27 protein-coding genes are annotated in these 24,207 nt (G+C 49.7%); 7 read left to right on the forward strand and 20 right to left on the reverse strand.

From position 1 onward, the window contains the following. Positions 1–171: 171 nt before the first annotated feature. The gene (locus tag CFF01_RS11835; RefSeq protein ID WP_088904919.1) at positions 172–3,261 is read left to right on the forward strand and encodes a DUF748 domain-containing protein; all 3,090 of its coding nucleotides are present in this window, start codon (positions 172–174) and stop codon (positions 3,259–3,261) included. A gap of 182 nt (positions 3,262–3,443) precedes the next feature. Beyond that, positions 3,444–3,800, forward strand: a complete 357-nt coding sequence (locus CFF01_RS11840; RefSeq protein WP_033540000.1) for a glutathione S-transferase N-terminal domain-containing protein — start codon at positions 3,444–3,446, stop codon at positions 3,798–3,800. A 49-nt stretch (positions 3,801–3,849) separates the two neighbouring features. Here the strand turns inward: CFF01_RS11840 and CFF01_RS11845 are convergent, their stop codons facing one another. From CFF01_RS11845 to CFF01_RS11860, 4 genes are read right to left on the reverse strand one after another with little or no spacing between them, the layout of a single operon-like run. Next, entirely contained in the window at positions 3,850–4,254 is a 405-nt protein-coding gene (locus CFF01_RS11845; protein ID WP_088904920.1) for a CBS domain-containing protein, read from the reverse strand. Beyond that, on the reverse strand, positions 4,251–4,601 hold the full coding sequence (locus CFF01_RS11850) for a P-II family nitrogen regulator (protein ID WP_033540002.1): 351 nt from the start codon (positions 4,599–4,601) through the stop codon (positions 4,251–4,253). The genes CFF01_RS11845 and CFF01_RS11850 overlap by 4 nt, the downstream gene beginning before the upstream one ends. Continuing rightward, positions 4,591–5,379 carry a DUF1538 domain-containing protein gene (locus CFF01_RS11855; protein ID WP_181404188.1) on the reverse strand — a complete coding sequence of 263 codons (789 nt, stop codon included), beginning with the start codon at positions 5,377–5,379 and terminating at the stop codon, positions 4,591–4,593. The genes CFF01_RS11850 and CFF01_RS11855 overlap by 11 nt, the downstream gene beginning before the upstream one ends. After that, entirely contained in the window at positions 5,379–6,113 is a 735-nt protein-coding gene (locus tag CFF01_RS11860; RefSeq protein WP_033540004.1) for a DUF1538 domain-containing protein, read from the reverse strand. Before CFF01_RS11860 ends, CFF01_RS11855 begins: the two co-directional genes overlap by 1 nt. 246 nt (positions 6,114–6,359) lie before the next feature. On the opposite strand from CFF01_RS11860, the gene CFF01_RS11865 reads away from it, so the two are divergent. Further along, positions 6,360–6,803: a hypothetical protein gene (locus CFF01_RS11865; protein WP_033540005.1), complete on the forward strand. Its 444-nt coding sequence runs from the start codon at positions 6,360–6,362 to the stop codon at positions 6,801–6,803. A gap of 11 nt (positions 6,804–6,814) precedes the next feature. Here CFF01_RS11865 and CFF01_RS11870 read toward each other — a convergent pair whose 3' ends face one another. The 3 genes from CFF01_RS11870 to yqfB all read right to left on the reverse strand — a co-directional run bounded on the left by CFF01_RS11870 (position 6,815) and on the right by yqfB (position 9,027). Further along, positions 6,815–7,465 (reverse strand): esterase/lipase family protein, encoded by a 651-nt coding sequence (locus tag CFF01_RS11870; protein ID WP_088904922.1) that lies wholly within the window; start codon positions 7,463–7,465, stop codon positions 6,815–6,817. A gap of 30 nt (positions 7,466–7,495) precedes the next feature. After that, positions 7,496–8,626: a hypothetical protein gene (locus CFF01_RS11875; protein ID WP_088904923.1), complete on the reverse strand. Its 1,131-nt coding sequence runs from the start codon at positions 8,624–8,626 to the stop codon at positions 7,496–7,498. Positions 8,627–8,694: 68 nt separating this feature from the next. Further along, a complete protein-coding gene (gene yqfB / locus CFF01_RS11880) occupies positions 8,695–9,027 on the reverse strand; it encodes a N(4)-acetylcytidine aminohydrolase (protein WP_088904924.1) in 333 nt (110 codons plus the stop codon). Positions 9,028–9,151: 124 nt separating this feature from the next. Between yqfB and CFF01_RS11885 the strand changes: the two genes are divergently transcribed. Beyond that, a complete protein-coding gene (locus CFF01_RS11885) occupies positions 9,152–9,376 on the forward strand; it encodes a DUF2986 domain-containing protein (RefSeq protein ID WP_033540009.1) in 225 nt (74 codons plus the stop codon). On the opposite strand, the gene CFF01_RS11890 is transcribed toward CFF01_RS11885, so the two are convergent. Together CFF01_RS11890 and CFF01_RS11895 are read right to left on the reverse strand one after the other, a co-directional pair. Beyond that, a complete protein-coding gene (locus tag CFF01_RS11890) occupies positions 9,373–10,860 on the reverse strand; it encodes an MATE family efflux transporter (RefSeq protein ID WP_033540010.1) in 1,488 nt (495 codons plus the stop codon). The genes CFF01_RS11885 and CFF01_RS11890 overlap by 4 nt on opposite strands. A gap of 43 nt (positions 10,861–10,903) precedes the next feature. Further along, complete coding sequence (locus CFF01_RS11895) at positions 10,904–11,731, reverse strand: ion transporter (protein WP_088904925.1); 828 nt, start codon at positions 11,729–11,731, stop codon at positions 10,904–10,906. 144 nt (positions 11,732–11,875) lie between these two features. Between CFF01_RS11895 and CFF01_RS11900 the strand changes: the two genes are divergently transcribed. The 3 genes from CFF01_RS11900 (at position 11,876) to CFF01_RS11910 (ending at position 14,031) form a co-directional block, all read left to right on the forward strand. Beyond that, the gene (locus CFF01_RS11900; RefSeq protein WP_408640518.1) at positions 11,876–12,415 is read left to right on the forward strand and encodes a L,D-transpeptidase family protein; all 540 of its coding nucleotides are present in this window, start codon (positions 11,876–11,878) and stop codon (positions 12,413–12,415) included. Positions 12,416–12,480: 65 nt separating this feature from the next. Beyond that, positions 12,481–13,452, forward strand: coding sequence for a DUF3187 family protein (locus tag CFF01_RS11905; protein WP_088904927.1), 972 nt, complete (start codon positions 12,481–12,483; stop codon positions 13,450–13,452). 12 nt (positions 13,453–13,464) lie between these two features. Further along, positions 13,465–14,031, forward strand: coding sequence for a VOC family protein (locus tag CFF01_RS11910; RefSeq protein ID WP_088904928.1), 567 nt, complete (start codon positions 13,465–13,467; stop codon positions 14,029–14,031). 72 nt (positions 14,032–14,103) lie between these two features. Here the strand turns inward: CFF01_RS11910 and CFF01_RS11915 are convergent, their stop codons facing one another. The 11 genes from CFF01_RS11915 to CFF01_RS11965 all read right to left on the reverse strand — a co-directional run bounded on the left by CFF01_RS11915 (position 14,104) and on the right by CFF01_RS11965 (position 24,177). Continuing rightward, positions 14,104–15,489 (reverse strand): FAD-binding oxidoreductase, encoded by a 1,386-nt coding sequence (locus CFF01_RS11915; protein WP_088904929.1) that lies wholly within the window; start codon positions 15,487–15,489, stop codon positions 14,104–14,106. 254 nt (positions 15,490–15,743) lie between these two features. Beyond that, a complete protein-coding gene (locus CFF01_RS11920) occupies positions 15,744–16,274 on the reverse strand; it encodes a DUF3833 domain-containing protein (RefSeq protein WP_088904930.1) in 531 nt (176 codons plus the stop codon). Further along, positions 16,271–16,759: a chalcone isomerase family protein gene (locus CFF01_RS11925; protein ID WP_033540015.1), complete on the reverse strand. Its 489-nt coding sequence runs from the start codon at positions 16,757–16,759 to the stop codon at positions 16,271–16,273. Before CFF01_RS11925 ends, CFF01_RS11920 begins: the two co-directional genes overlap by 4 nt. Positions 16,760–16,767: 8 nt before the next feature. Next, positions 16,768–17,283 (reverse strand): DUF2878 domain-containing protein, encoded by a 516-nt coding sequence (locus CFF01_RS11930; protein WP_088904931.1) that lies wholly within the window; start codon positions 17,281–17,283, stop codon positions 16,768–16,770. Beyond that, on the reverse strand, positions 17,261–18,541 hold the full coding sequence (locus CFF01_RS11935; protein ID WP_088904932.1) for an SAM-dependent methyltransferase: 1,281 nt from the start codon (positions 18,539–18,541) through the stop codon (positions 17,261–17,263). The genes CFF01_RS11930 and CFF01_RS11935 overlap by 23 nt, the downstream gene beginning before the upstream one ends. An 89-nt stretch (positions 18,542–18,630) precedes the next feature. Next, positions 18,631–19,404: a DUF1365 domain-containing protein gene (locus CFF01_RS11940; protein ID WP_088904933.1), complete on the reverse strand. Its 774-nt coding sequence runs from the start codon at positions 19,402–19,404 to the stop codon at positions 18,631–18,633. After that, positions 19,401–20,654: an NAD(P)/FAD-dependent oxidoreductase gene (locus tag CFF01_RS11945; protein WP_088904934.1), complete on the reverse strand. Its 1,254-nt coding sequence runs from the start codon at positions 20,652–20,654 to the stop codon at positions 19,401–19,403. The genes CFF01_RS11940 and CFF01_RS11945 overlap by 4 nt, the downstream gene beginning before the upstream one ends. 2 nt (positions 20,655–20,656) lie before the next feature. After that, a complete protein-coding gene (locus CFF01_RS11950) occupies positions 20,657–21,373 on the reverse strand; it encodes an SDR family NAD(P)-dependent oxidoreductase (protein ID WP_088905942.1) in 717 nt (238 codons plus the stop codon). 11 nt (positions 21,374–21,384) lie between these two features. Further along, a complete protein-coding gene (locus CFF01_RS11955) occupies positions 21,385–21,816 on the reverse strand; it encodes a nuclear transport factor 2 family protein (RefSeq protein WP_033540020.1) in 432 nt (143 codons plus the stop codon). A 13-nt stretch (positions 21,817–21,829) separates the two neighbouring features. Then, positions 21,830–23,236, reverse strand: coding sequence for a deoxyribodipyrimidine photo-lyase (gene phrB / locus CFF01_RS11960; protein WP_088904935.1), 1,407 nt, complete (start codon positions 23,234–23,236; stop codon positions 21,830–21,832). Continuing rightward, a complete protein-coding gene (locus CFF01_RS11965; protein ID WP_088904936.1) occupies positions 23,233–24,177 on the reverse strand; it encodes a YbgA family protein in 945 nt (314 codons plus the stop codon). Before CFF01_RS11965 ends, phrB begins: the two co-directional genes overlap by 4 nt. Between the last annotated feature and the right edge of the window lie 30 nt (positions 24,178–24,207).

Below are 24,207 nucleotides of genomic sequence, written 5' to 3' on the forward strand. Positions count from 1 at the left end.
AACTATCGATTTATCTCGTAAAAATGTAAATTATTTAATGTTTGGTCGTTCATTATCGTTAATAATACGACTAAAATTATAGCGACTGATTCACAAACGTGCGGACAGTAATTTTCACCGCGCCCTTCCCTGAATCTTTATCAGTTCGTCTACAACATCATTAAGGTCATTATGTCTTCCGTCCCATCTTTTTTTACTCAATTAGGACAAAAATATAAGCAGTTACCTAAATATCAACGATATATTGGTATCAGTCTTACCCTGTATTTAACATGGACCCTATTATTGGGTCTACTGCTTCCTTATGTTTTGACCCAACAAGTCCCAAAACAGCTATCCAAGCAGTTGCAAAGACCCGTGGCGCTGGCAGAGGTGAAGATCAATCCCTTTACCTTAGAAGTCGGGATCAAGGGATTTGCCATCAATGAAAAAGATGACCAAGCCTTTGTCGGCTTTAACGCCCTCAATCTGAATATCCAGTTTTGGGATTCTCTGTTTCAGCAAGGCCTGAGCCTAACCGATATCACTTTAGATCGCCCCCATGTCAAGGTTAAACGCGTCCAAAGTGAGCAACCGCTGCGGTTTAATTTCTCCGATATCCTGGAGACGTTAGCCCAAAACGGGAAAGCCGACCCAGCGCCAGAACCTGAGACCAGCGAAGCGATCCCCCATTTTATCTTGCATAACCTCGCAATCGTCGATGCTAACCTGCAGCTCATCGACGAGATAACCCAAGGCGAAGTAAGCTACCCCAAGGTTAACCTCAAGGTCGCCAGTTTCGACTCACACAACCCCATAGCCGAAACCCAGATTGATAGCCAGAACGGCGATAAGGTCAACCGCTATCATATGGAATTCCACAGTGCTCATGGTGGCAAAATAGCCCTCACAGGTCAGGTTCAATTAACACCTTTCGATCTCATTGGTGAAATCAGTCTGACCCATATCGATCTACCGCAGCTTTGGCCCTTTGTTGATGAATACTTTGATGTGTCTCTCGACCAAGGCTATGTGGACTTCGCCACTCATTACCGTGTCTCTCTGGTCGATGACAAACTAGAAGCCAGCGCAACCCAAGGAGAGCTCAGCTTTAACGCCCTGCGGCTCGCTCATGAGCAACAGCCACTGATCACCCTTGGCCGTTTGGCTCTGGTTAACATCAACGCCGATCTGGCTAGCCAAAGCCTTGAAGTCGACGCCTTGCAATCTGAAGACCTAACAGTCAATGCCCGCCTCGACGATAAAGGGATAGACTTAGCCATGTTGCTCACCCCTAAATTCAGCGGGGATTCACCAGCGCCAGCCTCTGCGCCTAAGAGCGGCGACGAGCAAGCAAGCGCCGACAAGCCAGATACAGAGACCTCACTGGCGGAGGCTGAAGCCGGTGCGACAAGCTGGCATGCAAAGCTAAGCCAAATCGCCATCAGCAACTATCAACTTAACCTTACCGAGCAGCTATTTAAAGATGAGAACCACTGGCAAATTGAGCAGTTCGAGCTGACCACAGGGCCTGTAGACGAAAGCCTGAGCCAGCCTATCGACTACCAACTGGCGCTGGTGATTAATCAACAAGCCAAGCTACAGAGTCAGGGGCAAGTCAACGCGCTCGCTAAAACGGTCAGCACCCAGGTGGCCCTTTCTGACCTAGGTCTTAACTGGTTCCAGTCCTATCTTGCACCTTACGTCAATATCAAGGTGGATGGCGGTCGCTTGAGCAGCCAAGGAACGCTGACTGCCGACGCCAGTGGGCAAATGAACTATCAGGGTGCGCTGCAGGTGGACGAACTGCAGGTCAAAGATACTATGGCCAACAAGACGCTGGTCAAGTGGCAGCAACTGGATGTGAATCAACTGATCTTCGATATGCAGGAAAATAGCCTGGCCATAGATCAAGTGACCTTGAGTAAACCCTACGGCCGAATTGTCATTAACGAAGATCGCACCACAAACTTTCAAGATCTTCTGGTCGCAAGCGATGCTCCAGACCAAGAGAGTGTGAAAGACACACCAGCGAATGACACAGCACAGGCGGCCAAACCTATGGCACTGAGCGTCAATAAGGTCCTCTTTAAAGATGGCTCAACCTTCTTTGCCGACAACTCCTTAACGCCCAACTTCGCCGCCAGCATAGAGCAGCTCGAAGGCAATATCGCCAATCTCTCGTCAGGCAGTGACAAGGCGGCAGGTGTCGATATCAAAGGTAAGATAGACAGATACGCTCCGGTCACCTTAAAAGGTGAGATCAATCCGCTACTGGAGCTGCCCTACCTGGACCTGGATCTTAGCTTTAAACATGTTGAGCTCACCTCGGTGAACCCCTATTCCGGGACTTATGCGGGCTACTATATCGATAAAGGTCTGATGTCACTGGATTTAAAGTATCAGCTAGAAAACAATCAACTGGTAGGAGACAACCACTTGGTGGTCGACCAGCTCCAATTAGGCAAGAAGAGCGACTCGAGTCTGGCTACCTCACTCCCGGTCACCCTAGCCATCGCCCTGCTGCAGGACAGACATGGGGTCATAGATCTTGGACTGCAGGTCTCTGGCGATCTCAACGAACCGGACTTTAGCTTTGGCAGCATTATCGCCACCGCCATTACCAATGTGATAACCAAAGCCGTGACGGCCCCCTTTAGTCTGCTGGCTGGACTGCTGGGCTCGGACGATGAGCTCGACAAAGTAGCCTTTGAGCCTGGTCAAGCACAGCTCCCTGAAGAGAGCCAGTCTCTACTAACCAAGCTGTCTAAGGGCTTGGCAGACAGACCTAAGCTGACCGTCAGCGCCAAGGGAGCAGTAGATCTTACCCGTGACAGCCAGGCCCTGATGACAGCTCAGCTGCATCAAGCGCTCATCACCGAGGCTAAGATTGAAGCAACGGCTCTGCCAGCAGATCTCACCGCCAGCACCTTCCCCACCAAGGGCGTGCTATCGGATGCGCTTAAGTCTCTCTATGAGAAAACATTACTACGGGATCCCGACGAGATACTCAAAGAGATAAAGCAGCGAAACACCGAGCAGGAGGTAAGCCAAGAGGAGCTGCAAACCCGTTGGCATATCGCCCTATACAACTATCTGGTATCTGCGCAGCAACTCACTGACGATGCCCTTGGCCTGCTCGCCCAGCAGCGCGCATTGGCGGTCAAACAATATCTGATTGAAGACGCTAAGGTTGATGCTGGACGAGTCTTTGTTCTCGACAGTCAGGCCGCGCTCGATACCAGCGCACCTCAGGCACTGCTCACCCTCAGCGCCCAGTAAAGAAGCAATTGTCACACAGCGGCCAAGGTAAATTCTTGGCCGCTTTTTAATACCTTTTCATCCCCCTAGCCAACTAAAACCCGCTCCTTTTTTCCTTATGAGTTCACATTTAAGCTCAGGGCTTTGATCTCAATCACGCTTGCGATAGAATCCGCTCCATCAAAAACGTAGAGGAGTCGTTAATGTTTATTGTTCGTTGGGTTTTAGGTCGAATTATCCTGTTTCTGAATTTTGTATTTACCCCTAAGAAGCGCCAACGTCCGCTGGCCGAGCAAGCCAAAGTCGATGAGCAGACCCAAAGCCTGCAACTGTATCAGTACGCCGCCTGCCCCTTCTGCGTCAAGGTACGCCGAGCCATTCGTCGTCAGGGATTAAATATCGCGACCATAGATGCCAAGCAGACAGATCATCAGCAGACACTGGTAGAACAAGGTGGCCTAGCTAAGGTACCTTGTCTACGCATCGAAGAAGCTGGTGAAACTAAATGGATGTATGAATCTTCAGATATCATAGATTATCTCAATAAACGTTTCGCTTAAGCGATTAAGGGCACCAAAAGGTGCCCTTTTTTATTGACCAAACCTAAGCTTAGAGTTGGGGCATCATCCCTTTAAGGACGATATCATCGTAGGTTACGACACCAAGGATCTTACCCGCCTCAATCACGGGCGCCTTGTTGATGCCAAAGCGTTCGAATAACCTGGCGGTATAGCGAATGTCCATGTCGGCGTGCACAGATAGCACAGGTTTTATCATGATCTCATAGACATTAACCCGCTCTGGCGATTTGTCTTTGGCCAACACCTTACGCGCGATGTCGCTCATCAATACCATGCCGTATTCGTCATGCTCGTGGCGTTTATTAACCAAAAGCATACTGACATCATTGCCCACCGCTAACTTGATCGCCTCTGCTACGGTATGCAGACCATCGACCATCACATAACTGTCTTTCATGACGTCACTGTTCTTAATTAGCCTGCTTGGTTTCATAGTTGATCCTCAATCTCTTTGCTGAGTTTTTCGACTTGATGGGCGACACCCACGGCGTCCTCCACATCTATCTGTATAGCAATCCCCTGCCCTGGGTTAGTGTCGAACTCCCCTACCCGGCAAATGGTTTCCAAAATGCTGCGACTCATGTGCTCCTCTACCAACCAGAGGATCACATCACGCTGAATATCCAGCCCCAACCCCATGAAGGTCTTTTTCTTTTCCAGTCCTTCACCGCGGGCATGGTTAATCACTGTAGCCCCCGTGGCGCCCGCCTCTCGCGCCGCATCGAGCACGGTATCGGTACAGGTGTCATCGACAAAGGCGACGATAAGTTTAAAGCGCATGGTCTCGCTCCTTAGCGGATTTTCGCTGACTTAAGAATTCCACTAGCTGGGCATAACCCATCACAGTGATCATAGGAAACAGGCTAGCAAAGGCAATCAAGCCAAAGCCATCGATAAGTGGGTCACGCCCTGCTACATTGGTTGCCAGGCCCAGGCCAAGCGCCGCCACCAAGGGAACCGTCACGGTCGAAGTGGTGACCCCGCCCGAATCATAGGCCAGCGGCACTATCATCTTAGGGGCATAATAGGTCTGGATCACCACCAGCACATAGCCAGCCATGATGTAGTAATGAATAGGATCGCCCACTACGATACGAAAGCAGCCCAGTGATATCCCCATGGCGACACCTATGGCAACTGAGATTCTAAGCCCTTGAATGCCGATGGCGCCGCCCGATACTTCGTTGGCCTTGATTGCCACGGCAATCAATGAGGGTTCGGCAATTGTGGTACTAAATCCTATGGCGGCGGCAAACAGATAGACCCAAAGGTAGTCTTGCCAAATAAAGGGCGCATCCCCACCCTCGGGGTGAAGGAAGTCCGGCGAGGTTAATTGACTGGCCATACTCTGGCCGATAGGAAACAGCGCCAGTTCCAGCCCCACCAGGAACAGGCTGAGCCCAATGATCACATAGACAAAACCCAACAACACCCGGCGCCAATTGGCGATGGCACGCTTAAGCACCCCAAGCTGGAAACCAAACAAAATAACCGCTATCGGCACCACATCACGGGCGGTCAATAACAGTGTGTCGAGCATAGTACTGAGATAGTTCATCACAACACCCACATGCCATAGAGCAAAACGAAAATCATAGGTGTCAGACTGGCAAAGGCGATCAGCCCAAAGCCATCTAGCATAGGGTTTCGCCCCTTAATCACACTGGCCAACCCGACGCCCAAGGCGGTCACCAAGGGCACGGTAATGGTGGAGGTGGTAACACCACCAGAGTCATAGGCGATACCGATAATATTTTCCGGGGCAAACGCCGTCAGCACCATGACACACAGGTAACCGCCGATGATCAGATAATGAATTGGCCAGCCTTTGAGGATACGAACCACCCCGAGCAGAATAGCCAGCCCCACAGAGATGGCCACAGTCAGCCGGAGTCCCATGGCATAACGATCCATCGCCTCAACACTCGCACCGATAGCACCTGAGTTAGCCGCCACCTCGGCGGCTTCGTTAGCCACGGCGGTTAAAGCCGGCTCTGCAAGCGTAGTACCAAAGCCGAGGGAGAAGGAGAAGACGACTAACCAGAAGACACTGCCCTTACGCGCCAGCGCCTGAGCCAAAGACTCACCAATGGGAAATAGCCCCATCTCGAGACCGAATACGAAGAAAGTCAGGCCAAAAACGATAAACACTAAGCCAAGTAGGATCTCGGCCAGGTTTGCCGGAGCCTGTTGCAGCACAAATATCTCAAAGAATGCCACGACACAGATGATAGGCACCAGATCTCGAAAACTACCGAGTAATGAGCGAAACAGGCTGATCAAGGCCGACATGCAGACTCCTTAGCATTGAGGAACTCCTAACACATTTCCCCTTACCTTGAGTGTGCCAACACGCTAACAAATAACAACATTTTTTTCACAAAACCCCACATTTACGTGAGCGACATCAAGTTAAGCGGAGAAAGTCAGCCAAAGTAAGTCTGTTAACTTGGGGTGCTATCCCCTGACAATTGGGGTATGCTCCTCGAGTAACGCATAGCTAAGACTAATAACCAGCGAAATAAAGATAACAATCAAATGCCAATACGCTCATTACTCTGTTTCATCCTGCTTATCAGCCTGAGTGGCTGCGCCAGCAAACGCGATGTGGACGATTTCAACATCCGAGTCGAAGATACCTTTCAAACCGCCATCAAGGGCAATGGTATTAAGCTATTCACCTATAGAGTCAAATACGCCGAACTGCCGACTCTAGAACAGCCCCATATGCAGCGCGTCAGGCAGATTGAAAGAATGAAACGTTCGGGCAGTAACAAACGCTCTATCTATCAGCCTGATTTAAGTCGCTGGACAGAGCAGATAGAACTAGGCCTGGAGAAGACCATCGCCATGACAGGATACTGCCGTGAAGGTTATCTGGAACTGAGCCGCATCATAGAGGAAGGACGCGGCGAGATCCGTGGTGAATGCAACGATGGCGCGACCGATGCCGACATCAGCAAGTTTGCCGACAACCATTAAGCCAGCTTATCTTAGGCCTCGTGACTAAAACGGCCGTGGGCTAAAAAATGGACTGTCTGAGCAATCACAGCCCCGCTATTCATCATAAAGGGGTGAGTCACGGGCAGACAGATATGATCCCGCATGCCATCAAGCTTAGTGTTAGCCACCGAGACCTTACCATCATTGGGATCTGGCAATAGCGTCGACAGTAATAGATTGATGCTGCGGGTTCCGGCAATCACCCCTAGTTCAAAATTTGCCGGGCCTAAGCTGTTGGGCACACTATCTCTTTCTGTACCAAGCTGCATTCCGGCCGGGCCGTTGATCCACTTAAATCCAGGAAAATGCTTTAGGCTATCCACAACCTCACTCCCCTGATTGGGCGGGCCTAACATCACCACGCGGCCAAGGGCAGGCAGAGGGTTGATACTTAGGTACTGACGCACCAAGATCCCCCCCATTGAATGGGTCACGAAATGGATCTTATCGCCACAGCACGCTTTCAACGCCTTGTCTATGTGCTCGGCCGCAAGCGTCTGAATATCGAAACGTGTTGAAGGATAGCCAAGGTTCACGCAGTGATAACCAAGATCCGACAAGGCGGCCGCCATCTTCTCCATCGAGCCTCGCGTGCGGGCTAAACCATGCAATAAGACCACTGATTCAGAGTTGCTTGTCATCGTATTATCTGCCACTTACGCTTAATCAACTTAGTCCATCGTCGACTCAGACGAGTTCAGCCTTTGCCTGCCAACACTTTGCCAACGACCACGATTCTGAATGCGTTGTAACAAAGCAAATTCCCAAGGGCAATCATCCGTGCTTAGTGTTGTCATGTGATTTTGTAAGGCTTGGCTAGCCGACTCCAATCCATTGTGCTGGGCATACAAAAGTAAACTCAAGGTCAATGAACACTGCTCTATGGGATTGCTAATTAAGGCCAAATGCTCAATAGCATTGGATAAATTCATATTCTGCTTGATGATTTCCAGTGTTTCTTTTTCACTGGCCTCAGGCAAATGCCTCATCGCTAAATCAAGCATGTCCCAATCAGGCTCGCTCTCAATGGACTGGAACACAAAGTCTCTAAAATAAGAAGCCCCCATAGGACAAAGGTACTCATCACCGGATCGCTTAATGACCTCTTCGAGTAACGATTCTCTTCTTTCACGCCATTGCTGCCAATCAGCCCCCGTATCGATATCGTCAAAAAGGAAAGCCAACTCACCTAGATTGATTGCTGAATACACACCAGCGCAAATAAAGTCTATCCCAGTTTGATAGACTTTTTGATGCCACTTCACCGTTTGACTGACATCAACGGGTAAGCCGTTTTCTCCTGTAAACCTGTGGGTCGCCATGATATTCATGCAACCAGCATGGCCACTTTCGGCACACCTTTGCCATAAATCATAGGCTTTAACGGGATAATTAAGCAGATGCATTGCCACATGACCACCGGCGTAGAGTATGTGATCAGAGCCGGTCTGTTGACTAACAAACTCGATATCTTCTAAGGCCATCTCAGACTGAACATAATCGACTCTTTGACCAGAGTTTAACCTGTACATGTTAATGTTCTTCAGACTCAAGCCCCTGACTCTTCTTAACAGTACCTGATCATCTATATTCCACTCATTGGTCTGTAGCACTTGACTCAGTTGCGATATCACCTGTTCGGCAGTTTGAATATCCTGACCGCTATAATCAAACACCTGAATGACATTTTCTCTCAGATAATTAATATCGCGATTAATTTGCTCAAGGGACTCTTCTGCCAAACCATTTGCTGACAAAAATAAAAATAGAGCCGTACAGCAAGCTGCTAAATATCTAGTCATTTTTCGCATCCATTCGTCTTCAACGCCAATCATTGAAGCTGGTTAATGTACCACTCGCAATACTAAGCTTACTGAGAATTCATCAACTGAAATTCAATCAGGTACAGTGTCTGAATCTCGCCATATATCTCAGTGATCACCGCCTTTAACTGCTCCAGCGTCATATTCTCCTGCTCGGCGTGCCGCGGGTTTAGTGCATCAAAGGCGAGCTTTTCGACTCGCAGCACTTGAATGTCGCAAAAGTGTCTCCCGGTTTCAAAGGTCGACACTGACAACACCTGCCCTGGGGAAAAATGAGACTCGCTCTCATCCCTAAGGGTGATAGTTTTAGCACCACTTAAAATATCTGCCTCGAAACGCTCAAAGAAGGTGATCTTGCCATCACAGCTTAATGAAGCCATATTTCCTCTATCTGCTATCTTTGCCTATAGCCGCTTGGCACAGATTAGGTTAAAATCCGCCCCCGGTTTAAGCTATCTGGGTTTAAACCCTTATTTTATCTGAATCAAAGACCCTGGTGGAAGTATGAACAAGAAACAAAAGATGCTTAAAAAGACGGCAAAAAGAGCCAAAGCCCGTCACAACAAACATACGCCGCCGACAGTGAAGAAATATATCTCTAAAGGCGATCGCGCCAAGATGCTGGCTCAAGAGCAAGCTGAAATGGCCGCTAAAGCAAACGCTGCTGAAAAAGCCAAGAGCGAGGAGCAAGAGGCTCCGACTCAAGAAAGTGATAACTCAGAGGCTTAATCTCGCTCCTGACCGACCACTAACTCGGTCACTTTGTTACTCGCTTCACAATCTTGCTCTTCACTGATCTGCGCCATCTGGGCGCAGGATGAAGAGAGTGGGTTTGGGCTACTCGGGCTCAGTTCCTCATTCAGATCATCGTTAGCACTTTCTTGCACGGCGCCATTTTGCACCTTATCCACCAGACGATAGGCAGTCCATACCCCCAGGACCCCAAAGAGGATCGCTCCGAGCACCTGACCTATCAACACCCCTTCGACGCCCCCAAGCTGGCCGCCATAATAGACGAAAGGTATGGTACCCAGCGTCGCCTTACCTACGTTAAACAGGGTCGAATATTTAGCTTTGCCCAAGTTATTAAACGAGGCATTGGCCACGAATAATGCCCCTGAAAACACAAAAAACACGGCAATATAACGGCAGAAGAAGCGGATCAACTCGGCGCTCTCCCCCTGCATGGCAAACAGGGTCACTATCTGCTCCTGCAGCAGAAGCAACAACAGCGAGACCGAAACCACGTAGATGGCGCAAAATTGCAGCGCCTTGGTCAGACTCTGTCGTACCCTAGCATACTCCTGCGCACCAAAATTCTGCCCAACGATGGGGCCGATGGCGCCACTCAGCGCGAAGATCATGCCAAAGGCCACCGGCGTCAACCTGCCAATCACAGCCCAAGCCGCCACATAGCTATCACCAAAATCGGCAATGGCCCTGGTCACCACAGCATTACCTATCGGGGTCGCAATATTAGTCATCATGGCAGGGCCCGCAATGGCAAAGATAGGCTTAATATCCTGCTTGAAAGCGGTTAGATCGAAGCGGCCAAACAGCTTATGTTTCACCACTACACCGCGAGCGGCAACCACGAGCACGGTAAGGCGCGCGAGCACAGAAGCCAGCGCCGCGCCCTCAATGCCCATGGCCAACAAAAAAATAAAGATGGGATCGAATAGCAAGTTTACGCCACCACCGGCCAGCGTCGACAGCATAGACAGTTTGGCATCGCCAACCGCGCGCAGCGCAGCGCCCAGAGCCATAGCCAAACAGATAATGGGCATGGAAGGCACTAAGATATAGAGATAACTCGCCGCCAATTCGGCAGTACGCCCACTGGCTCCCACTAAGGTAAGCAGCTCAGGAATATACCAAGTCACCACCAGGGACACCAAAGTCGCCACCAACACGGTTACGACGGCGCTATTGAGCAATAACCGTTTAGCCAGTTCAAACTCTTTTGCCCCCACAGCTCGTGACACCAAGGCGCCAAGTGCGATAGCTAAGCCGATACCGATAGAAGTGGTAAAAAAGGAAATTGTACCCGCATATCCCACCGCGGCCGCCAGCTCCTGCTCCCCCAACATACTGAGGAAAAAGATGTCGATAAGATCGACGACAAACAGCGCCGATACCCCTATGGCGGCGGTAGAACTCATTACCCAGATGTGGCGCATAATAGAGCCCTGCACAAACTTTGCAGTGGTCATAATTCTATTGTTATTCCTTGGCTATTGGCACAGACAAAAACTTCTAAAGATCGGTTTCCAGTTCGCTGCCACACTTATCACAGTAGAGGGCTGACACTTCGTGTCCCATCTTAAGGCAGTTGCTACAACGGCGCAGATCTTTCTTACGCACCATCTCCTGTGAGATCTCAGAGGTCAAGATACCTGTAGGGATGGCAATAATTGAGTAACCGATCAGCATGGTTAGCGCGGCGATCCCCTGCCCCAGAGTGGTCTGCGGCGTGATATCGCCATAACCCACTGTAGTGATGGTCACTATGGTCCAGTAAATCGACTTAGGCATGGAGGTGAAGCCATGCTCCGGCCCCTCCACCACATACATGATGGCACTGAGCACCATGACGATCAGGCTGACAGAGAAGAAAAACAGAAACACCTTGCGACCCGACTGCATCATGGCGCGCAGCAAGAGGTTGCCCTCGCTGAGATAGCGCAGCAGCTTAAGCACTCGAAATATCCGAAACAGACGCAGCACACGAATAACGAGGGTAAAGCTGGCTCCGGGGAAAAGGAGCGCCAAATAACTTGGCAAGATAGAGAGCAAGTCCACTACGCCGTAGAAGCTGCGGGCATATTGCACCGGCTGAGCCGAGCAGTAAAGTCTGAGCAGGTACTCTATGGTGAAGATGCCGGTAAAGCACCACTCGGCGATACGGATCCACTCGCCATAACGACTGTGAATACTGTCAATGGTATCAACAAATACTAAGGCAACACTCAGCACGATACAGACGATGAGACTGATATCGAAATACCGTCCCGCCTTTGTGTCTGTACCAAAGATGATCTGCCTTAGCTTTAGTTTCAGTGTCTCTTGGGGGATATCGTCCATCGCAATCAAAAATCCTTATGACTCTCGCCTAGAGGCGCATACCAGATGTCACCGGCAGCAACATCGAATTAACCGATCCAGCTTAATCTAAAATAAGGTATGATGAACACCCAAGTTGTGGCTTTATTTTACCGAACCAAGATGATGCAGACATTTTTTAAACAACTCCTGCTGCTTTGCCTGCTCGCCCCAGTGGGGGTTACCTGGGCGAAATCGAGTGGCTTGAGCTCACCACACAGTGCCAGCAAGAGCCAGCTGGGCAAGGTCGATCTTGTGGTGGTCAATAAATCTGAAGCCAGTATGCTATTGATGCGACAGGGTAAAGTTGTTAGACGTTACAAGATAGCCCTGGGCGATCGCCCTGTGGGTCACAAACAACAAGAGGGCGATCAGCGCACTCCTGAAGGTCGCTATATTCTTGACTATAAAAAGGCCGACAGCGCCTACTACCGCGCCATTCATATCTCCTACCCAAATGATGAGGACAAGCTCAGAGCCGCCGCCCTGGGTATCGATCCCGGTGGACAGATCATGATCCACGGCCAAAATCCTAACTCCTCACTCACCCCGGACGAAGCCCAGCGCCTCAACTGGACCGACGGCTGCATCGCTATCAAGAACGAAGAGATAGACGAGCTGTGGCGCGCCGTCGATACCGGCACCCCCATAGAGATCTGGCCGTAAACGGTTAACTTTACCTAATAACCATCATCCGCAATCGCCCCACCATGGACTAAGGAGTATGTATAATGACATTCAGAAATGAAATCATTACCCTAGCCACCTTAGCAGCGCTTACCCCCGCCTTATCACTTGCAAACGCCACAAATTTAGGTCCATTAATGACCTATTCCCAGTCGCCACTGCAATCTAATTCGTTATCGCCACAACTGCGTTCTGGTTTCAGTTTGGCGCACCAAACCAAAGAGTTCTATATTTCGGCGACGAGCTCCAGTGTTTGGGCTGAAAATGAGGTATATCATGCGGACTACTATCAAAATAGTGTACTGATGGGCACCAAATGGCAGTTTACGGAAAAATGGCAAGCAAACATTCAATATCGTTGGAATTTTTCCGCCAATAACCATTTAGATAATGTCACCGATAAATTTCACACACTATTTGGTTTCGATGCGAACGGACGAGATAAAATTAAGCACAATCAAAACAACATTATTATTCCTGAATACGGCATCAAGGTGACCGATTTTGAAGGTGAAACCTTATCCAGCGCATTCAGCTTCTACACTCAATATCAGCTTATCCAAACTCCCCATCACGGCCTCTCTGTCGGGGGAAGTCTCTATTACAATCATGTGGGCTCAGGCCCTTTTAAAGACTCAAGATTCGAACAGGGACTTCAATTAAACTACAGCTATCAAAATCGTAGTCATCATATTTACACCAGCCTTGGGGTTTCATATCGCCACAACGAAGAGGTATTTGCCCAATTACCCTATCGTAACACCACCTTTGCCATGCTATTCGGTTACCAATATGACCTGGATGACAATCAGGAACTCATGTTCGAACATCATTGGTATGAAGGCTCAGCGAGCAACATTGCCGATATCTCTGACCCCTCTAACGAAATTGTTCTTGGGTATCGTTATAACTGGCAGAAAACATCACTAGAATTTGTCATATTAGAAAATATCTTCAATATGGATAACAGTGCTGATATCTCATTTACGCTTTCTTTAAGACACAGAATCAAATAGGGTTTCTGCAAAATGCAAAATCAAACCATAACAAGTCAGCTCGTTCAAGATTGGGCGGATTTTTCACAACAGATTCAGAATTTTATCGCAAATTTAGGACTAAATGACTTAAGTTGCGATCATGTCGCAATTCGGGTAAACAGCAATGCTGTAGCAGATGAACTGCGAGATTATTTTCTGCAGCGGGGGCAGTTGATCTCAAACAACCTCATCAATGGCCGTCCTATTTTAATCTTCGAACTTTCCGAACCACTGCAGTTAGGCGAGTTATCCATCGAGTGTGTCGAACTGCCCTATCCTGGCGACAAAGCGTACCCTATGGAGAGTTGGGAGCATATCGAACTGGTGCTGCCTGGCGGTGCGACCAGCATTGAAACACTGCGTGAGCAGCTACTCGAGCGGGTGCCAACACTCGCCCCTGTGCTGGCTCAGGAAACAGAGATTAAGGTGAAAATGAGCTCGCCAAAGGGAGAGCACGAGCGCCTGCCAAACCCCACTATCGCCTTCAAACGCGGACATCTCTGCATTAAGGTTCATCCCCACGGCATTAAAACGGTTATCGCCTCTGAAGCTAAATAGCTAAATCACCATAGAAGCCAAGTAGCCAGTTAGATTGGCACTTGGCTTCTGGTTCAGTCACAAAGGCACGATTTAAGCGGGTTTAATGTTCTGATTCACCCTAAACAGATTGTTCGGATCGTACTGCTTCTTCAGTTGCTGCAAACGCCCATAGGTTTCACCATAGGCTGCCTCGGTGCGATCGGTTTCATCATCGGTCAGGAAGTTGATATAGGCGCCGCCGCTGGCAAAAGGTTTGGTCTTATCAAAAAACTCCCGCGCCCAGGCGATACAGCGTTTATCGTCATCGGCAGACTCCCAGCGAACATGCACATTTAACACGTACTGAGCATCACGGGCCGAATACGCCATGGCATCGGCAGCAGGCAGGCAAGTAGCACAACCTATAGAGGCGATAAAGATCTCACACTGATCTGTGGGCAGGGTGCCGGCATATTCAATGGCCGTATCGATAGCCGCTTCACTAAGATCGGTAAAATTGTGAGATTTCCAGTAATTACGTGCACCAGGCGTCAACAAGGGGTCGAAGGCTTGCTGCCAGGCGGCAAAGGGTTGTACGCCAACATGCTCACCGACAGGTGTGCCAAATTGACGAAGCGGTGCGATCAACTTTTCACCTTCCACGGGATCGCCGGCATAGCATATCGCCAACACGACCACCTCTTTTCCATGTACCGCTTCGGGTAAAAATGGCAGTGGCGGCGCCTTACGTGCCACCATCCAGACACTCAAATCGTCAGGTGCGCTAGCGGTAAAGTTGGCAAACTGGCTGATAACTGATTTTGCCTGTTCGAAGGGATATACAATCAAGCCACTGAGGAGGTCAGGCCCCACAGGGTGCAGTTTAAACTCAAATTGAGTGACTATGCCGAAGTTACCGCCACCACCCCGTAGTCCCCAGAAGAGTTCTGGCTCGCTGGCTTGACTGGCAACATGCTGATTTCCATCGGCAGTCACCACATTGGCAGAGATCAGGTTATCGACAGTCATACCAAACTTGCGGCTTAACCAGCCAAAACCGCCACCTAAAGTTAATCCTGCAATCCCTGTGGTGGAATTAATCCCCACAGGTGTCGCCAGGCCATGTTTTTGTGTGGCACTGTCCAAATCTTCAAGCGTACAGCCCGGCTCAACCCAAGCCACTTGTTTGTCGGGATCGACCTTGACCTGTTTCATTAGTGACAGATCGATCATCAAGCCATCGTCACACAAGGCCTTACCCGCAATATTGTGTCCACCGCCGCGAACCGAGATGAGTAATTGATGTTCTCTGCCGAAATTAACGGCTTTGACCACATCGTCTGGCGAAGTGCATCGGGCTATCATTCCCGGTTTTCGATCTATCATGCCATTCCAGATCTGTCGCACTTCATCGTAATGGCTGTCTTGGGGCAATATAACATCGCCACTAAATTCAGCCTTAAACCTGTCCACCTGAGATTGTTGTAAGCCTTTCATACTAAGCTGCCTCTTATGAGTCACATCGTCGCGCAAACAATGTATGTGCTAATAAGTGCTATGCTCACTCCCTTAAGTTCAACAACTATCTTAGTGCTAGTTAGAGTAATGAAGTCAATTTACGGATTTAATTACGGCAATTTAAAAGAGCATAAGTCTTTATCTTAGTAGAAGTCAGCCAGTTTAGATAACCAGACTCACACTAAAACAGCGGTGTATTGGTTAATAGAGGACAACTTTAAAGAGGTTTAACTTTAGTGCTTCTCGATATAAAGGATAACTTCTCCCACTTTAATGCCAAACTTGCTCATTTCGGTCTTGTTAAATAAGCGCTTGTCATCGAGCAGAAACATCCAATCGTCTAGCGTTACCTGGTAGATCTCACCATCTACTGGGATCTCAAGTTCATATTGCCAAAACAAGGCGGCGCCTCGGGTGCGACCGAAAGCTGTGCCAACAACATCCTCAGCACTCCCTTGATAGGAGTTCTCATCAAGCTTGGTTAACTGCCAGGTGCGTTGAGTCTTCTCACCATCATCAAACAGAAACCACTCCTTTATCTCTCCCTTTTCGCCTTGCCAGTGAGCCAAGATATCCACTTCGAAACGTCTTAACAGGGTACCGGACCGGTCAAGTACTATGCCATAGGCCGTTAGCTTACCGTCGAAAAACTCATCAAGATGCAAGGCTGGTGAGGTATCACTGTAGTCCTCTAAAGATGCACTACCGCAGCCACAAAGCAGCAACATAGGAAACAGCAAACATGCTAAAACGAATTTTTTCATTGTCTTAATCCCAATAGGCCTTGTCTTAGTTCTGGCTCCGAAGTGCGTTCAGACAACCAGATGGCGAGAAACGCTTCGCCAAAGGTCTGATCCTGGATCTGCCCCAGCTTCTTGTCGCCAAAGTAGAAATGACTGTCACCCTGGGTGTTGACCCATAACGTCAGGCTGTCTCCCTGACGCACATCTGGCCACAGCCCCTGAATATGTGCCTGCCAACGCACTATCTGCTCATCTGAGTAGCCCAAGTGACGCCACTGGTCTATGGTGGCCTCAATAAGCGCATCATTGTCGATGTCGCGGTAGTAATTGATCCGCAGCGCCTTATCACCGGCGGCTTGATAATCCGGCTCTGCGCCGTAGAGCTCGGCGCGATATAAAGTCCAAAACAGAAACTGCATCTCGCCGCTACCTATCTTGTGCAACCTATCGAGATCAGCGGCCTGAGCGCTCAGACTAAAGAGTAGTAGCAATAAATATTTGCCCATGACTCACCTCACTTTATGACCTTGTTAGCCTTAGCTGGCTGGGCCGATAAGAGCCCCTGCCCCCAAAACAACAAAGGAAAAATCACGGCCCAAACCGGCGCTGCGATCAACCAAAAATTAAGAGCAGACTGCCCAGAGGCTAACGCGCCCAGATTGAGGCCGGCCCAATAACTGCCCGCCCCGCCAAAAGCGCCGATAAGCATCAGCCATGGCAGTCCCAGCCGCGACAAGGGCCTGAGACTGTGATTAAGACTCATTAGGAAGATAACCCAGAGCAAGACAAGCCAGAGAGGAAACGCCGACTCTAGACCTCTAAATACGCCAAGCGCAATGAGTCCACCATCCACCAGGAGTCCAAGAGGCAGCAGCGCCATCAATCTGAGATCCGCTTTTAAACTGGGCGACAACAGACAGTGCAGTACAATCAGCGCAGCGATGATATAACTGGCCGACTCGGTCAATAATGCCGCCGACCACCAGGCAAGCTGGAACAAGCCAAGATTAATAAGCCAGAACGCTTTCATCCTGCAGCCCCTTATATCTAGGCTTGCGCGCTACCAGATGATGAGTCGCAATTACCCGCTCCTTAAACGCCCCTTCGCAGTAGCAGAAGTAAAATAGCCATAGGCGCTTAAAGTTATCGTCATAACCCAAGGCGTTAAGCTCGGGCCAAGCCTGCTCAAATGCCTGACGCCAGTCATTAAGGGTTCTGGCATAATGCAGACCAATATCTTGCAAGTCGCAGATCACCATGTCGGTGCGCGCAGCAATATGCTCGCCCATCACGGCTACCGACGGCAGGCAACCTCCGGGGAAAATATACTTCTGAATGAAGTCGACCCCTTTACGGTATTTCTCGTAACGCCCATCGCTGATAGTAATGGCCTGAATCAACATCTTGCCATCTTCCTTAAGCAGCTTGGAGCAGGTAGAAAAGAAAGTCCCCAGATATTCATGACCTACAGCTTCAATCATCTCGATTGAGACCAGCTTGTCATACTTGCCAGACAGGCGGCGATAGTCTTGCTTTAGCAAGGTTACCTGCCCAGTCAACCCAAGCTTTTCAATACGCGCCTTGGCAAACTGATATTGAGCATCTGAGATGGTTGTGGTGGTGACGCGGCAGCCATATTCCTGTGCCATAAAGATCGCCAGCGCGCCCCATCCCGTGCCTATCTCCACTACATGATCGCCACGCTTAAGCTCTAATTTGTCGCAGATGGTTTGCAGCTTGTTTTGCTGCGCCTGGGCGAGGGACTGAGCAGATTCGCTGTAGAGGGCGCAAGAATAGAGCATAGAATCATCAAGAAAACGCTCGTAAAGCTCGTTACCTATGTCGTAGTGAGCCAGGATGTTGCGCTTAGATCCAGTTTCGGTATTGAGGTTTTTTCGTCTCAAGAACAGGTTTTTAACCCGGGTCAGCCAGGCCATTTTAGTTTCGATCGCATCCAACTTCGCCTGGTTGCGAGCCATCACCTGAATCACAGCCGTCAAATTAGGGCTAGTCCATTTACCATCGAGAAAAGCCTCGGCGGCGCCAATACTGCCGCCTTGTATCACATCCCGGTAAAATCGCGGGTCATGCACCACTAATTGGGCGTTTAGGGGCGCCTCACGGTCACCAAGTACCAGATGATTATCGCCTTCAATAAGCTCAAGGCTAGCATTGTCAAGTTCACCCAGTAATCGGATCACCAAATTACGATACTTGTTGTTGGTGCCAACAGAGATTGCCGCGCCGCGAGGCCTTACACCGTTTTCTTGTTTTACTATCTGTTCCATTTCTACCTCGCTAACTGAAAATACCGTCACATTGTGACTATTGGTTTTGGCTAACTCTGGCTAGTCGTTCTCGCTAACTCTGGCCGTCGCTATTTTGTTGAACCACTGGCGCCGTCCGTATCTGGATGGGAAATAAAAGGCACCCGCTTAAGATACAGCTTGAGCGCCTGCCAGTAGATCCCAGCGACCATTTTCACCGTCATCGATGGTATGCTTATCCAGGTACGCAACAAACTCTTCTGGTTTATTGCCTCCCTGGTCAATGCCATGGTCGCGTCGAACACCTTATGCTCTTTGTGATTCTCGATATGCACTAAGGCCTTAGCTGAGGGGGGGGAGACGCGCCAATGATAGGTCATCTCCATCTCCATAAAGGGCGACACATGAAAAGCCTTCTTTATCTTCATCTCGCCATCTAACCTCAACAAGTAGTAATGCCTTTGATTCCAAGGCGTATTACTCACTTCGGCCAACATATACTTACAACTGTCTTGCTCGTCATAGCAGAAGTAGAAATTAATCGGGCTGAAATAGATCCCTAAGCAGCGGCACTGGGCTAACATCAACACCCGGTTACTCTCCTGCCAACTACCACCTAATGCTCTGACTTTGTGACCAATACGTTGCTTTAAGCTGCCAGGTTCATTTTTGAGGTAATCTTTTTCATTAAATCGAATGGGATTGAACCAATCAGTGCCAAACAACCGACTCCGCTGGGTGAGTGCTGGCAGCTCATCAAGGTCCAGCCCCATCATGAAGAGGCGATATTGAAAGGCATGCTCAACATCGCCAAAGCGGCGATGACGCACCTGACCTGTGTAAATGCCGCTATGCTTTTGAGGCGAGGTTTTTAACGCGCTCATAGGGTCATGCCAAAGCGTTTGGTCACATCCAAGGCACTACGCACCCCGTCTTCATGGAAGCCGTTATACCAATAGGCCCCAACAAAATGGGTATGATGCTGGCCGCAGATCTCCAGACGTCTTTGTTGAGCTCGGCAGCTGGCCTCGTTCAGCACAGGGTGGTGATAGACAAAGCTTCGCAGCACCTTGCTCTGGTCAATCTCCTCACTCTGATTAAGGGTGACGCAGAAGGTCGTGTCGCTGTCTATGCCCTGTAAAATATTCATGTTGTAGGTGACGCAGGCCGGACGACTGACATTATCGTCCAGCCGATAATTCCAGCTTGCCCAGGCTAAGGGCCGATTGGGCAACATGCCAACATCCGTGTGCAGCACCACCTCGTTGCGACTATAGGGAATTGCGCCCAAGACAGCTTTCTCGGCTTCACTGGCATCTCCCAGCAGGGCCAAAGCTTGGTCCGAGTGACAGGCAAAGATCACCTCATCAAACTCATGTGACTCGCCCGATGCCATCATAAGCTGGACGCTATCGTCTTGGCGGGTCACCTTGTCGATACGGCTATTGAGGCGCACCGGCTGTGAAAGGCTTGCCAGAATCGCCTTAACATATTGGCGCGAGCCACCAGGGACCACGTACCACTGGGGTCTGTCACTGATATTGAGCAGGCCATGGTTGTAGAAAAAACGAATAAAAAACTTCAGCTCAAACTGTTCCATCTCGGCCAGACTGGTGGACCAAATCGCTGCACCCATGGGCAAGATGTAATGTTCACAGAAGAAACGAGAAAAGCCATGCAACTGCAAAAATTCGCCCAGACGCATTCCCTCAGGAATATCGTTATCGGCATAACTTTGCTTACAAAGGGCATTGAATTTTAATATCTCACGGATCAAGCGCCAGAAACGGGGACGAAACAGGTTACGGCGCTGAGCAAACAGCGAGTTCAACCCGTGCCCATTGTACTCAAATCCGCTCTGTCTGTTATGGACACTAAAGCTCATCTCTGTGGGCTGACCGCTTATTCCCAACATCTCCAGTAGTCGATTGAAATGGGGATATGTTCTGTCATTAAACACGATAAAGCCTGTGTCGATGGCATAGTCCCGCCCTTGGTGATGCAGGTCCACTGTGGCGGTATGGCCACCAACATAATCGTTATGCTCAAACAGGGCCACCTCATAATGCTTATCGAGCAGATAGGCACAGGTTAACCCTGAGATCCCCGAGCCAATAATGGCAATTTTTTTCATTGTTATACCATCCTTAATGCCAGACGGCGCCAGAGAGGGAAAGGTAGCAGCGCAAGCAGGCGCATCATAAATACAAACAGGCGTGGGAAGCGGATCTCGCTCTTGCCCTTGGCAATGCCGCGTATAATGGTTTCGGCAGCCGACTCTGCGCTGATGATCATCGGCATGGCAAAGGTATTACGATCCGTCAGCGGAGTCTGAACAAACCCTGGGTGTACTAGGGTTACGGCAATATCATGTTTTGCCAAATCGATTGCCAACACTCTGGCCAGATAACTCAGTCCCGCCTTAGAGGCACCATAAGCCTCGGCACGCGGCAGGGCCAGCAGTTGTGCGCTGGAGCTTATCAGCACCAAACGACCACCGGGTGCCATTAATGGCAGCCACGCCTGTAACGCATAGCCTATAGAGATAAGGTTAATATTGATTATCTTGTCGAAACGCTCTGCATCAAAGTTGAGTGCATCGTCTATGTACTCACAATCACCAGCGTTAAGGATCAAGAGATCCAGCGGCCCCTGATTGGGATCGGGCTGAGGGTAACTATCATATTGCAGCAGATCGAAACACAAACCACTGATATTGGGCTGGCTCGCCGTGAGGGTGGCAAGTTTGGCCTGACTACGGCCGCAGGCCAGTACCTTATCGCCCGCTTTGGCGTAAGCCAAAGCTAACTGCTGCCCTATGCCAGAAGTGGCGCCAGTGATCATTACATTCATCATCTGATCCCCTATTTGACTGCTCGGCGCTTGACCGCAAGAATAATGCTACCTAACACGGGCAGGTGCTCATACAGCATGGTGCCCAAATCAAAATAGTCCCTGTGGTAGATCACCTTATTATCTTTGGCGCCGAGTCGTGAATGCCCTTCCACCTCAATAGGTTGGCTTGCGTTTAATTGCTTGTGCCTAAACGTCATGGTCCAGTAGACAGCGGCTTCACTTTGTTGCTCGATGACATGATCGATAGTGAAATCACAGCTGACCACCTGTAAATAGAGACCGTCAAAATAATCCAGCAACTCCTCTAGCCCCTTGAGATTATGGAGAGGATCGATAAATTCAACTTCGGGATGATAGACCTGACGCAACGCCTCCAGGTTATCTGTCCCCAGTTCGCCATACACGGCGATAAAGTTTTGTAACCATAATGCCTGCGTCATCGTCTTTATTTTCCTATTCCACTTTATAAAAGGCTAAGGCCCGCAAGCGCGCCGCCTTGTGATCGACTATCGGCGCCGGGTAGCTTCCAATCTTCCCCTGACTCTCTAAATATTCATGGGGAAAGTGAATCTGCTTATCCGGCACATCATTAAGCTCTGGTAGATACTTACGAATAAACTGACCTTGAGGATCAAATTTCTGACTCTGAGTAATGGGATTAAAGATCCTAAAGTAAGGCTGAGCATCACAACCTGTGCTTGCCGCCCACTGCCAACCGCCGTTATTGGCACTGAAATCACCGTCAATGAGATGCTGCATAAAAAAACGTTCACCCCAGTGCCAATCCACCAGCAGGTGTTTAGTCAAAAAGCTAGCCACTATCATGCGCAGTCGATTGTGCATCCAGCCGGTGTGTCGAAGCTGTTTCATCGCCGCGTCCACAATGGGATAACCTGTGCGACCTTCGCACCAAGCCTGAAAGTGAGCCTGGTTATTGGGCCAAGGCAGCGACTGATACTTGGGCTGAAAACTATTGCCCTTGATAAGCCCAGGAAAGTGAAACAGCAGATGCTTATAAAAATCACGCCAGATCAACTCATTAAGCCAACTAAAGGCCCCATGCTGCATGTCATAGATCACCTCTGGGTGGCGCTGCACCAGTTGCAATGCCAACCAGCGTGGGCTAATCGCGCCAATCGCCAGATAGGGAGAGAGTCCTGAAGTGCCCTTGATAGCTGGAAAATCCCGCCGCTCAGCATAATCGAGCAGTTTGTCTTCCCAGAAACTCGGTAACAGGTTCTCCATCACCTGAGCACTATCTGGCCAACGACTCGAATCTACCTTGGGATAGTCAAACTCAATCGACTCAAGAGTGAGATCAGCGGTGGTCTGCAAAACAGGGGGTGAGGGTTTAGCTGGCGTTGGTAGACACTCAATGCCGGAACTGGCGACAAGCTTAAGCCAGGCCTTCTTAAAGGGGGTAAAGACCTTGAACATCTCGCCCTGCTGGTTGCGTACGCTCCCCGGGGGCAAGATAGTATCGTTTTGCCACAACCTTAGGTCCAGGCCTGTATCCAACAGCTGCTTGTCTCGTATCACCTCATCGAGTTCAGGTTCGCTGTTGGCCAGCAGCAGCCTTATCCCCTGGCGTTGACAAAAGTCGGTAAGCAAGTTCACCTGCTGCGTATAATCAGCCGCGGAGAGCACCTGTAGCGCGATACCATACTCTTTTAACTGACTTGCCATCAGAGCAAGATGGCGACGAATAAGATCGACCTTTATCGGCGCCATGTCATGGTGTTGCCACTGGCCCGGGGTCGCGATAAAGAGTGCCTGTTTCACTCCCAGCCTCAACGCCTCGGTCAAGGCTGGGTTATCATGGACGCGAAAATCTCGCCTCAGCCACAATAGTGCACTCAATAGCCATACCTCAATCTCAACTCCTTAGGATGAGGGTTCAGGTAAGTCTGCTGCTGCAGATACTCATTAGGAAACTCAATCAGATAGTGCTTGATCAGTGTCAAAGGCACCAGCAACGGCGTCAGCCCCTCACGATAGGCGGCGATCTCCTGGGTCAGTTCATGGCGCTTCTTCTCATCGAGTTGACGCTTAAAATAGCCTTGTAGATGCTGCAGTGTATTGGTGTGACTACGACGAGATGCCTTGTGCTTGAGCGCTTCCATCAGGCCAGAGATATAAAGCTGTGCTTGCTCCTCGATGCTGATATCAGCTCGCGCCAACAGGCGTCCCAAGGCACGATAACTCTCCACATGATGGCTCATTACCAGATACTTATGGGCACTGTGAAACTGAATAAGCTTATGACGGGTGATCCCCTCAGCCTGCAGTTCCAACCACTTCTGATAAGTAAAGATACGTGTCGTGAAGTTTTCCCGAATAATGGGGTCGTTCAGGCGGCCATTTTCTTCACAGGGTAACAAGGGGTTAGCCTTCATCACCTGCTCGGCAAATATTCCCACGCCGGTAGACTCAGAGCCTTTACCGTGGTGGTGATACACCTTAACCCGCTCCATGCCGCAGCTTGGGCTCTTGGCACAAAACACGAAACCCGCTAACCCCTTATAGCCTTGGGCCGCTTTAGCACCAAAAGCCTTCAAGTCTTCTGTGACATCTCCGCTGCCGTCAGGACGAGAGACAGTAATAATATTGTCTCTGATGATCTGCCTAATCGTCGGTCTGGGCACCGGCAGGCCAATGGCCATCTCGGGACAAACTGGCTTAAATTCGGCAAAATCAGCCAACTGCTCCATACAAAAGCCCGATCTCTTATGGCCTCTGTCAAAACGCACCGGCTCTCCCATTACGCAGGCACTAATGCCAATCTTTAACTTTTTTGTCATGGCTCCTCCACTTAGCACATTGGGCCTTAT

Source organism: Shewanella marisflavi (assembly GCF_002215585.1).
Classification (GTDB): domain Bacteria; phylum Pseudomonadota; class Gammaproteobacteria; order Enterobacterales; family Shewanellaceae; genus Shewanella; species Shewanella marisflavi.

Excerpts from the sequence above, each read along its gene's own strand:
- CFF01_RS11915 (WP_088904929.1), bottom strand. The coding sequence starts at position 15,489 with ATGAAAGGCTTACAACAATCTCAGGTGGACAGGTTTAAGGCTGAATTT.
- CFF01_RS11930 (WP_088904931.1), bottom strand. The coding sequence starts at position 17,283 with ATGAAAGCGTTCTGGCTTATTAATCTTGGCTTGTTCCAGCTTGCCTGG.
- CFF01_RS11840 (WP_033540000.1), top strand. The coding sequence starts at position 3,444 with ATGTTTATTGTTCGTTGGGTTTTAGGTCGAATTATCCTGTTTCTGAAT.
- CFF01_RS11905 (WP_088904927.1), top strand. The coding sequence starts at position 12,481 with ATGACATTCAGAAATGAAATCATTACCCTAGCCACCTTAGCAGCGCTT.
- CFF01_RS11865 (WP_033540005.1), top strand. The coding sequence starts at position 6,360 with ATGCCAATACGCTCATTACTCTGTTTCATCCTGCTTATCAGCCTGAGT.
- CFF01_RS11925 (WP_033540015.1), bottom strand. The coding sequence starts at position 16,759 with ATGGGCAAATATTTATTGCTACTACTCTTTAGTCTGAGCGCTCAGGCC.
- CFF01_RS11890 (WP_033540010.1), bottom strand. The coding sequence starts at position 10,860 with ATGACCACTGCAAAGTTTGTGCAGGGCTCTATTATGCGCCACATCTGG.
- CFF01_RS11955 (WP_033540020.1), bottom strand. The coding sequence starts at position 21,816 with ATGACGCAGGCATTATGGTTACAAAACTTTATCGCCGTGTATGGCGAA.
- yqfB (WP_088904924.1), bottom strand. The coding sequence starts at position 9,027 with ATGGCTTCATTAAGCTGTGATGGCAAGATCACCTTCTTTGAGCGTTTC.
- CFF01_RS11900 (WP_408640518.1), top strand. The coding sequence starts at position 11,876 with ATGCAGACATTTTTTAAACAACTCCTGCTGCTTTGCCTGCTCGCCCCA.
- CFF01_RS11940 (WP_088904933.1), bottom strand. The coding sequence starts at position 19,404 with ATGAGCGCGTTAAAAACCTCGCCTCAAAAGCATAGCGGCATTTACACA.
- CFF01_RS11950 (WP_088905942.1), bottom strand. The coding sequence starts at position 21,373 with ATGAATGTAATGATCACTGGCGCCACTTCTGGCATAGGGCAGCAGTTA.
- CFF01_RS11935 (WP_088904932.1), bottom strand. The coding sequence starts at position 18,541 with ATGGAACAGATAGTAAAACAAGAAAACGGTGTAAGGCCTCGCGGCGCG.
- CFF01_RS11895 (WP_088904925.1), bottom strand. The coding sequence starts at position 11,731 with ATGGACGATATCCCCCAAGAGACACTGAAACTAAAGCTAAGGCAGATC.
- CFF01_RS11910 (WP_088904928.1), top strand. The coding sequence starts at position 13,465 with ATGCAAAATCAAACCATAACAAGTCAGCTCGTTCAAGATTGGGCGGAT.
- CFF01_RS11855 (WP_181404188.1), bottom strand. The coding sequence starts at position 5,379 with ATGAACTATCTCAGTACTATGCTCGACACACTGTTATTGACCGCCCGT.
- CFF01_RS11885 (WP_033540009.1), top strand. The coding sequence starts at position 9,152 with ATGAACAAGAAACAAAAGATGCTTAAAAAGACGGCAAAAAGAGCCAAA.
- CFF01_RS11945 (WP_088904934.1), bottom strand. The coding sequence starts at position 20,654 with ATGAAAAAAATTGCCATTATTGGCTCGGGGATCTCAGGGTTAACCTGT.
- CFF01_RS11965 (WP_088904936.1), bottom strand. The coding sequence starts at position 24,177 with ATGACAAAAAAGTTAAAGATTGGCATTAGTGCCTGCGTAATGGGAGAG.
- CFF01_RS11875 (WP_088904923.1), bottom strand. The coding sequence starts at position 8,626 with ATGACTAGATATTTAGCAGCTTGCTGTACGGCTCTATTTTTATTTTTG.
- CFF01_RS11845 (WP_088904920.1), bottom strand. The coding sequence starts at position 4,254 with ATGAAACCAAGCAGGCTAATTAAGAACAGTGACGTCATGAAAGACAGT.
- CFF01_RS11870 (WP_088904922.1), bottom strand. The coding sequence starts at position 7,465 with ATGACAAGCAACTCTGAATCAGTGGTCTTATTGCATGGTTTAGCCCGC.
- CFF01_RS11835 (WP_088904919.1), top strand. The coding sequence starts at position 172 with ATGTCTTCCGTCCCATCTTTTTTTACTCAATTAGGACAAAAATATAAG.
- CFF01_RS11860 (WP_033540004.1), bottom strand. The coding sequence starts at position 6,113 with ATGTCGGCCTTGATCAGCCTGTTTCGCTCATTACTCGGTAGTTTTCGA.
- CFF01_RS11920 (WP_088904930.1), bottom strand. The coding sequence starts at position 16,274 with ATGAAAAAATTCGTTTTAGCATGTTTGCTGTTTCCTATGTTGCTGCTT.
- CFF01_RS11850 (WP_033540002.1), bottom strand. The coding sequence starts at position 4,601 with ATGCGCTTTAAACTTATCGTCGCCTTTGTCGATGACACCTGTACCGAT.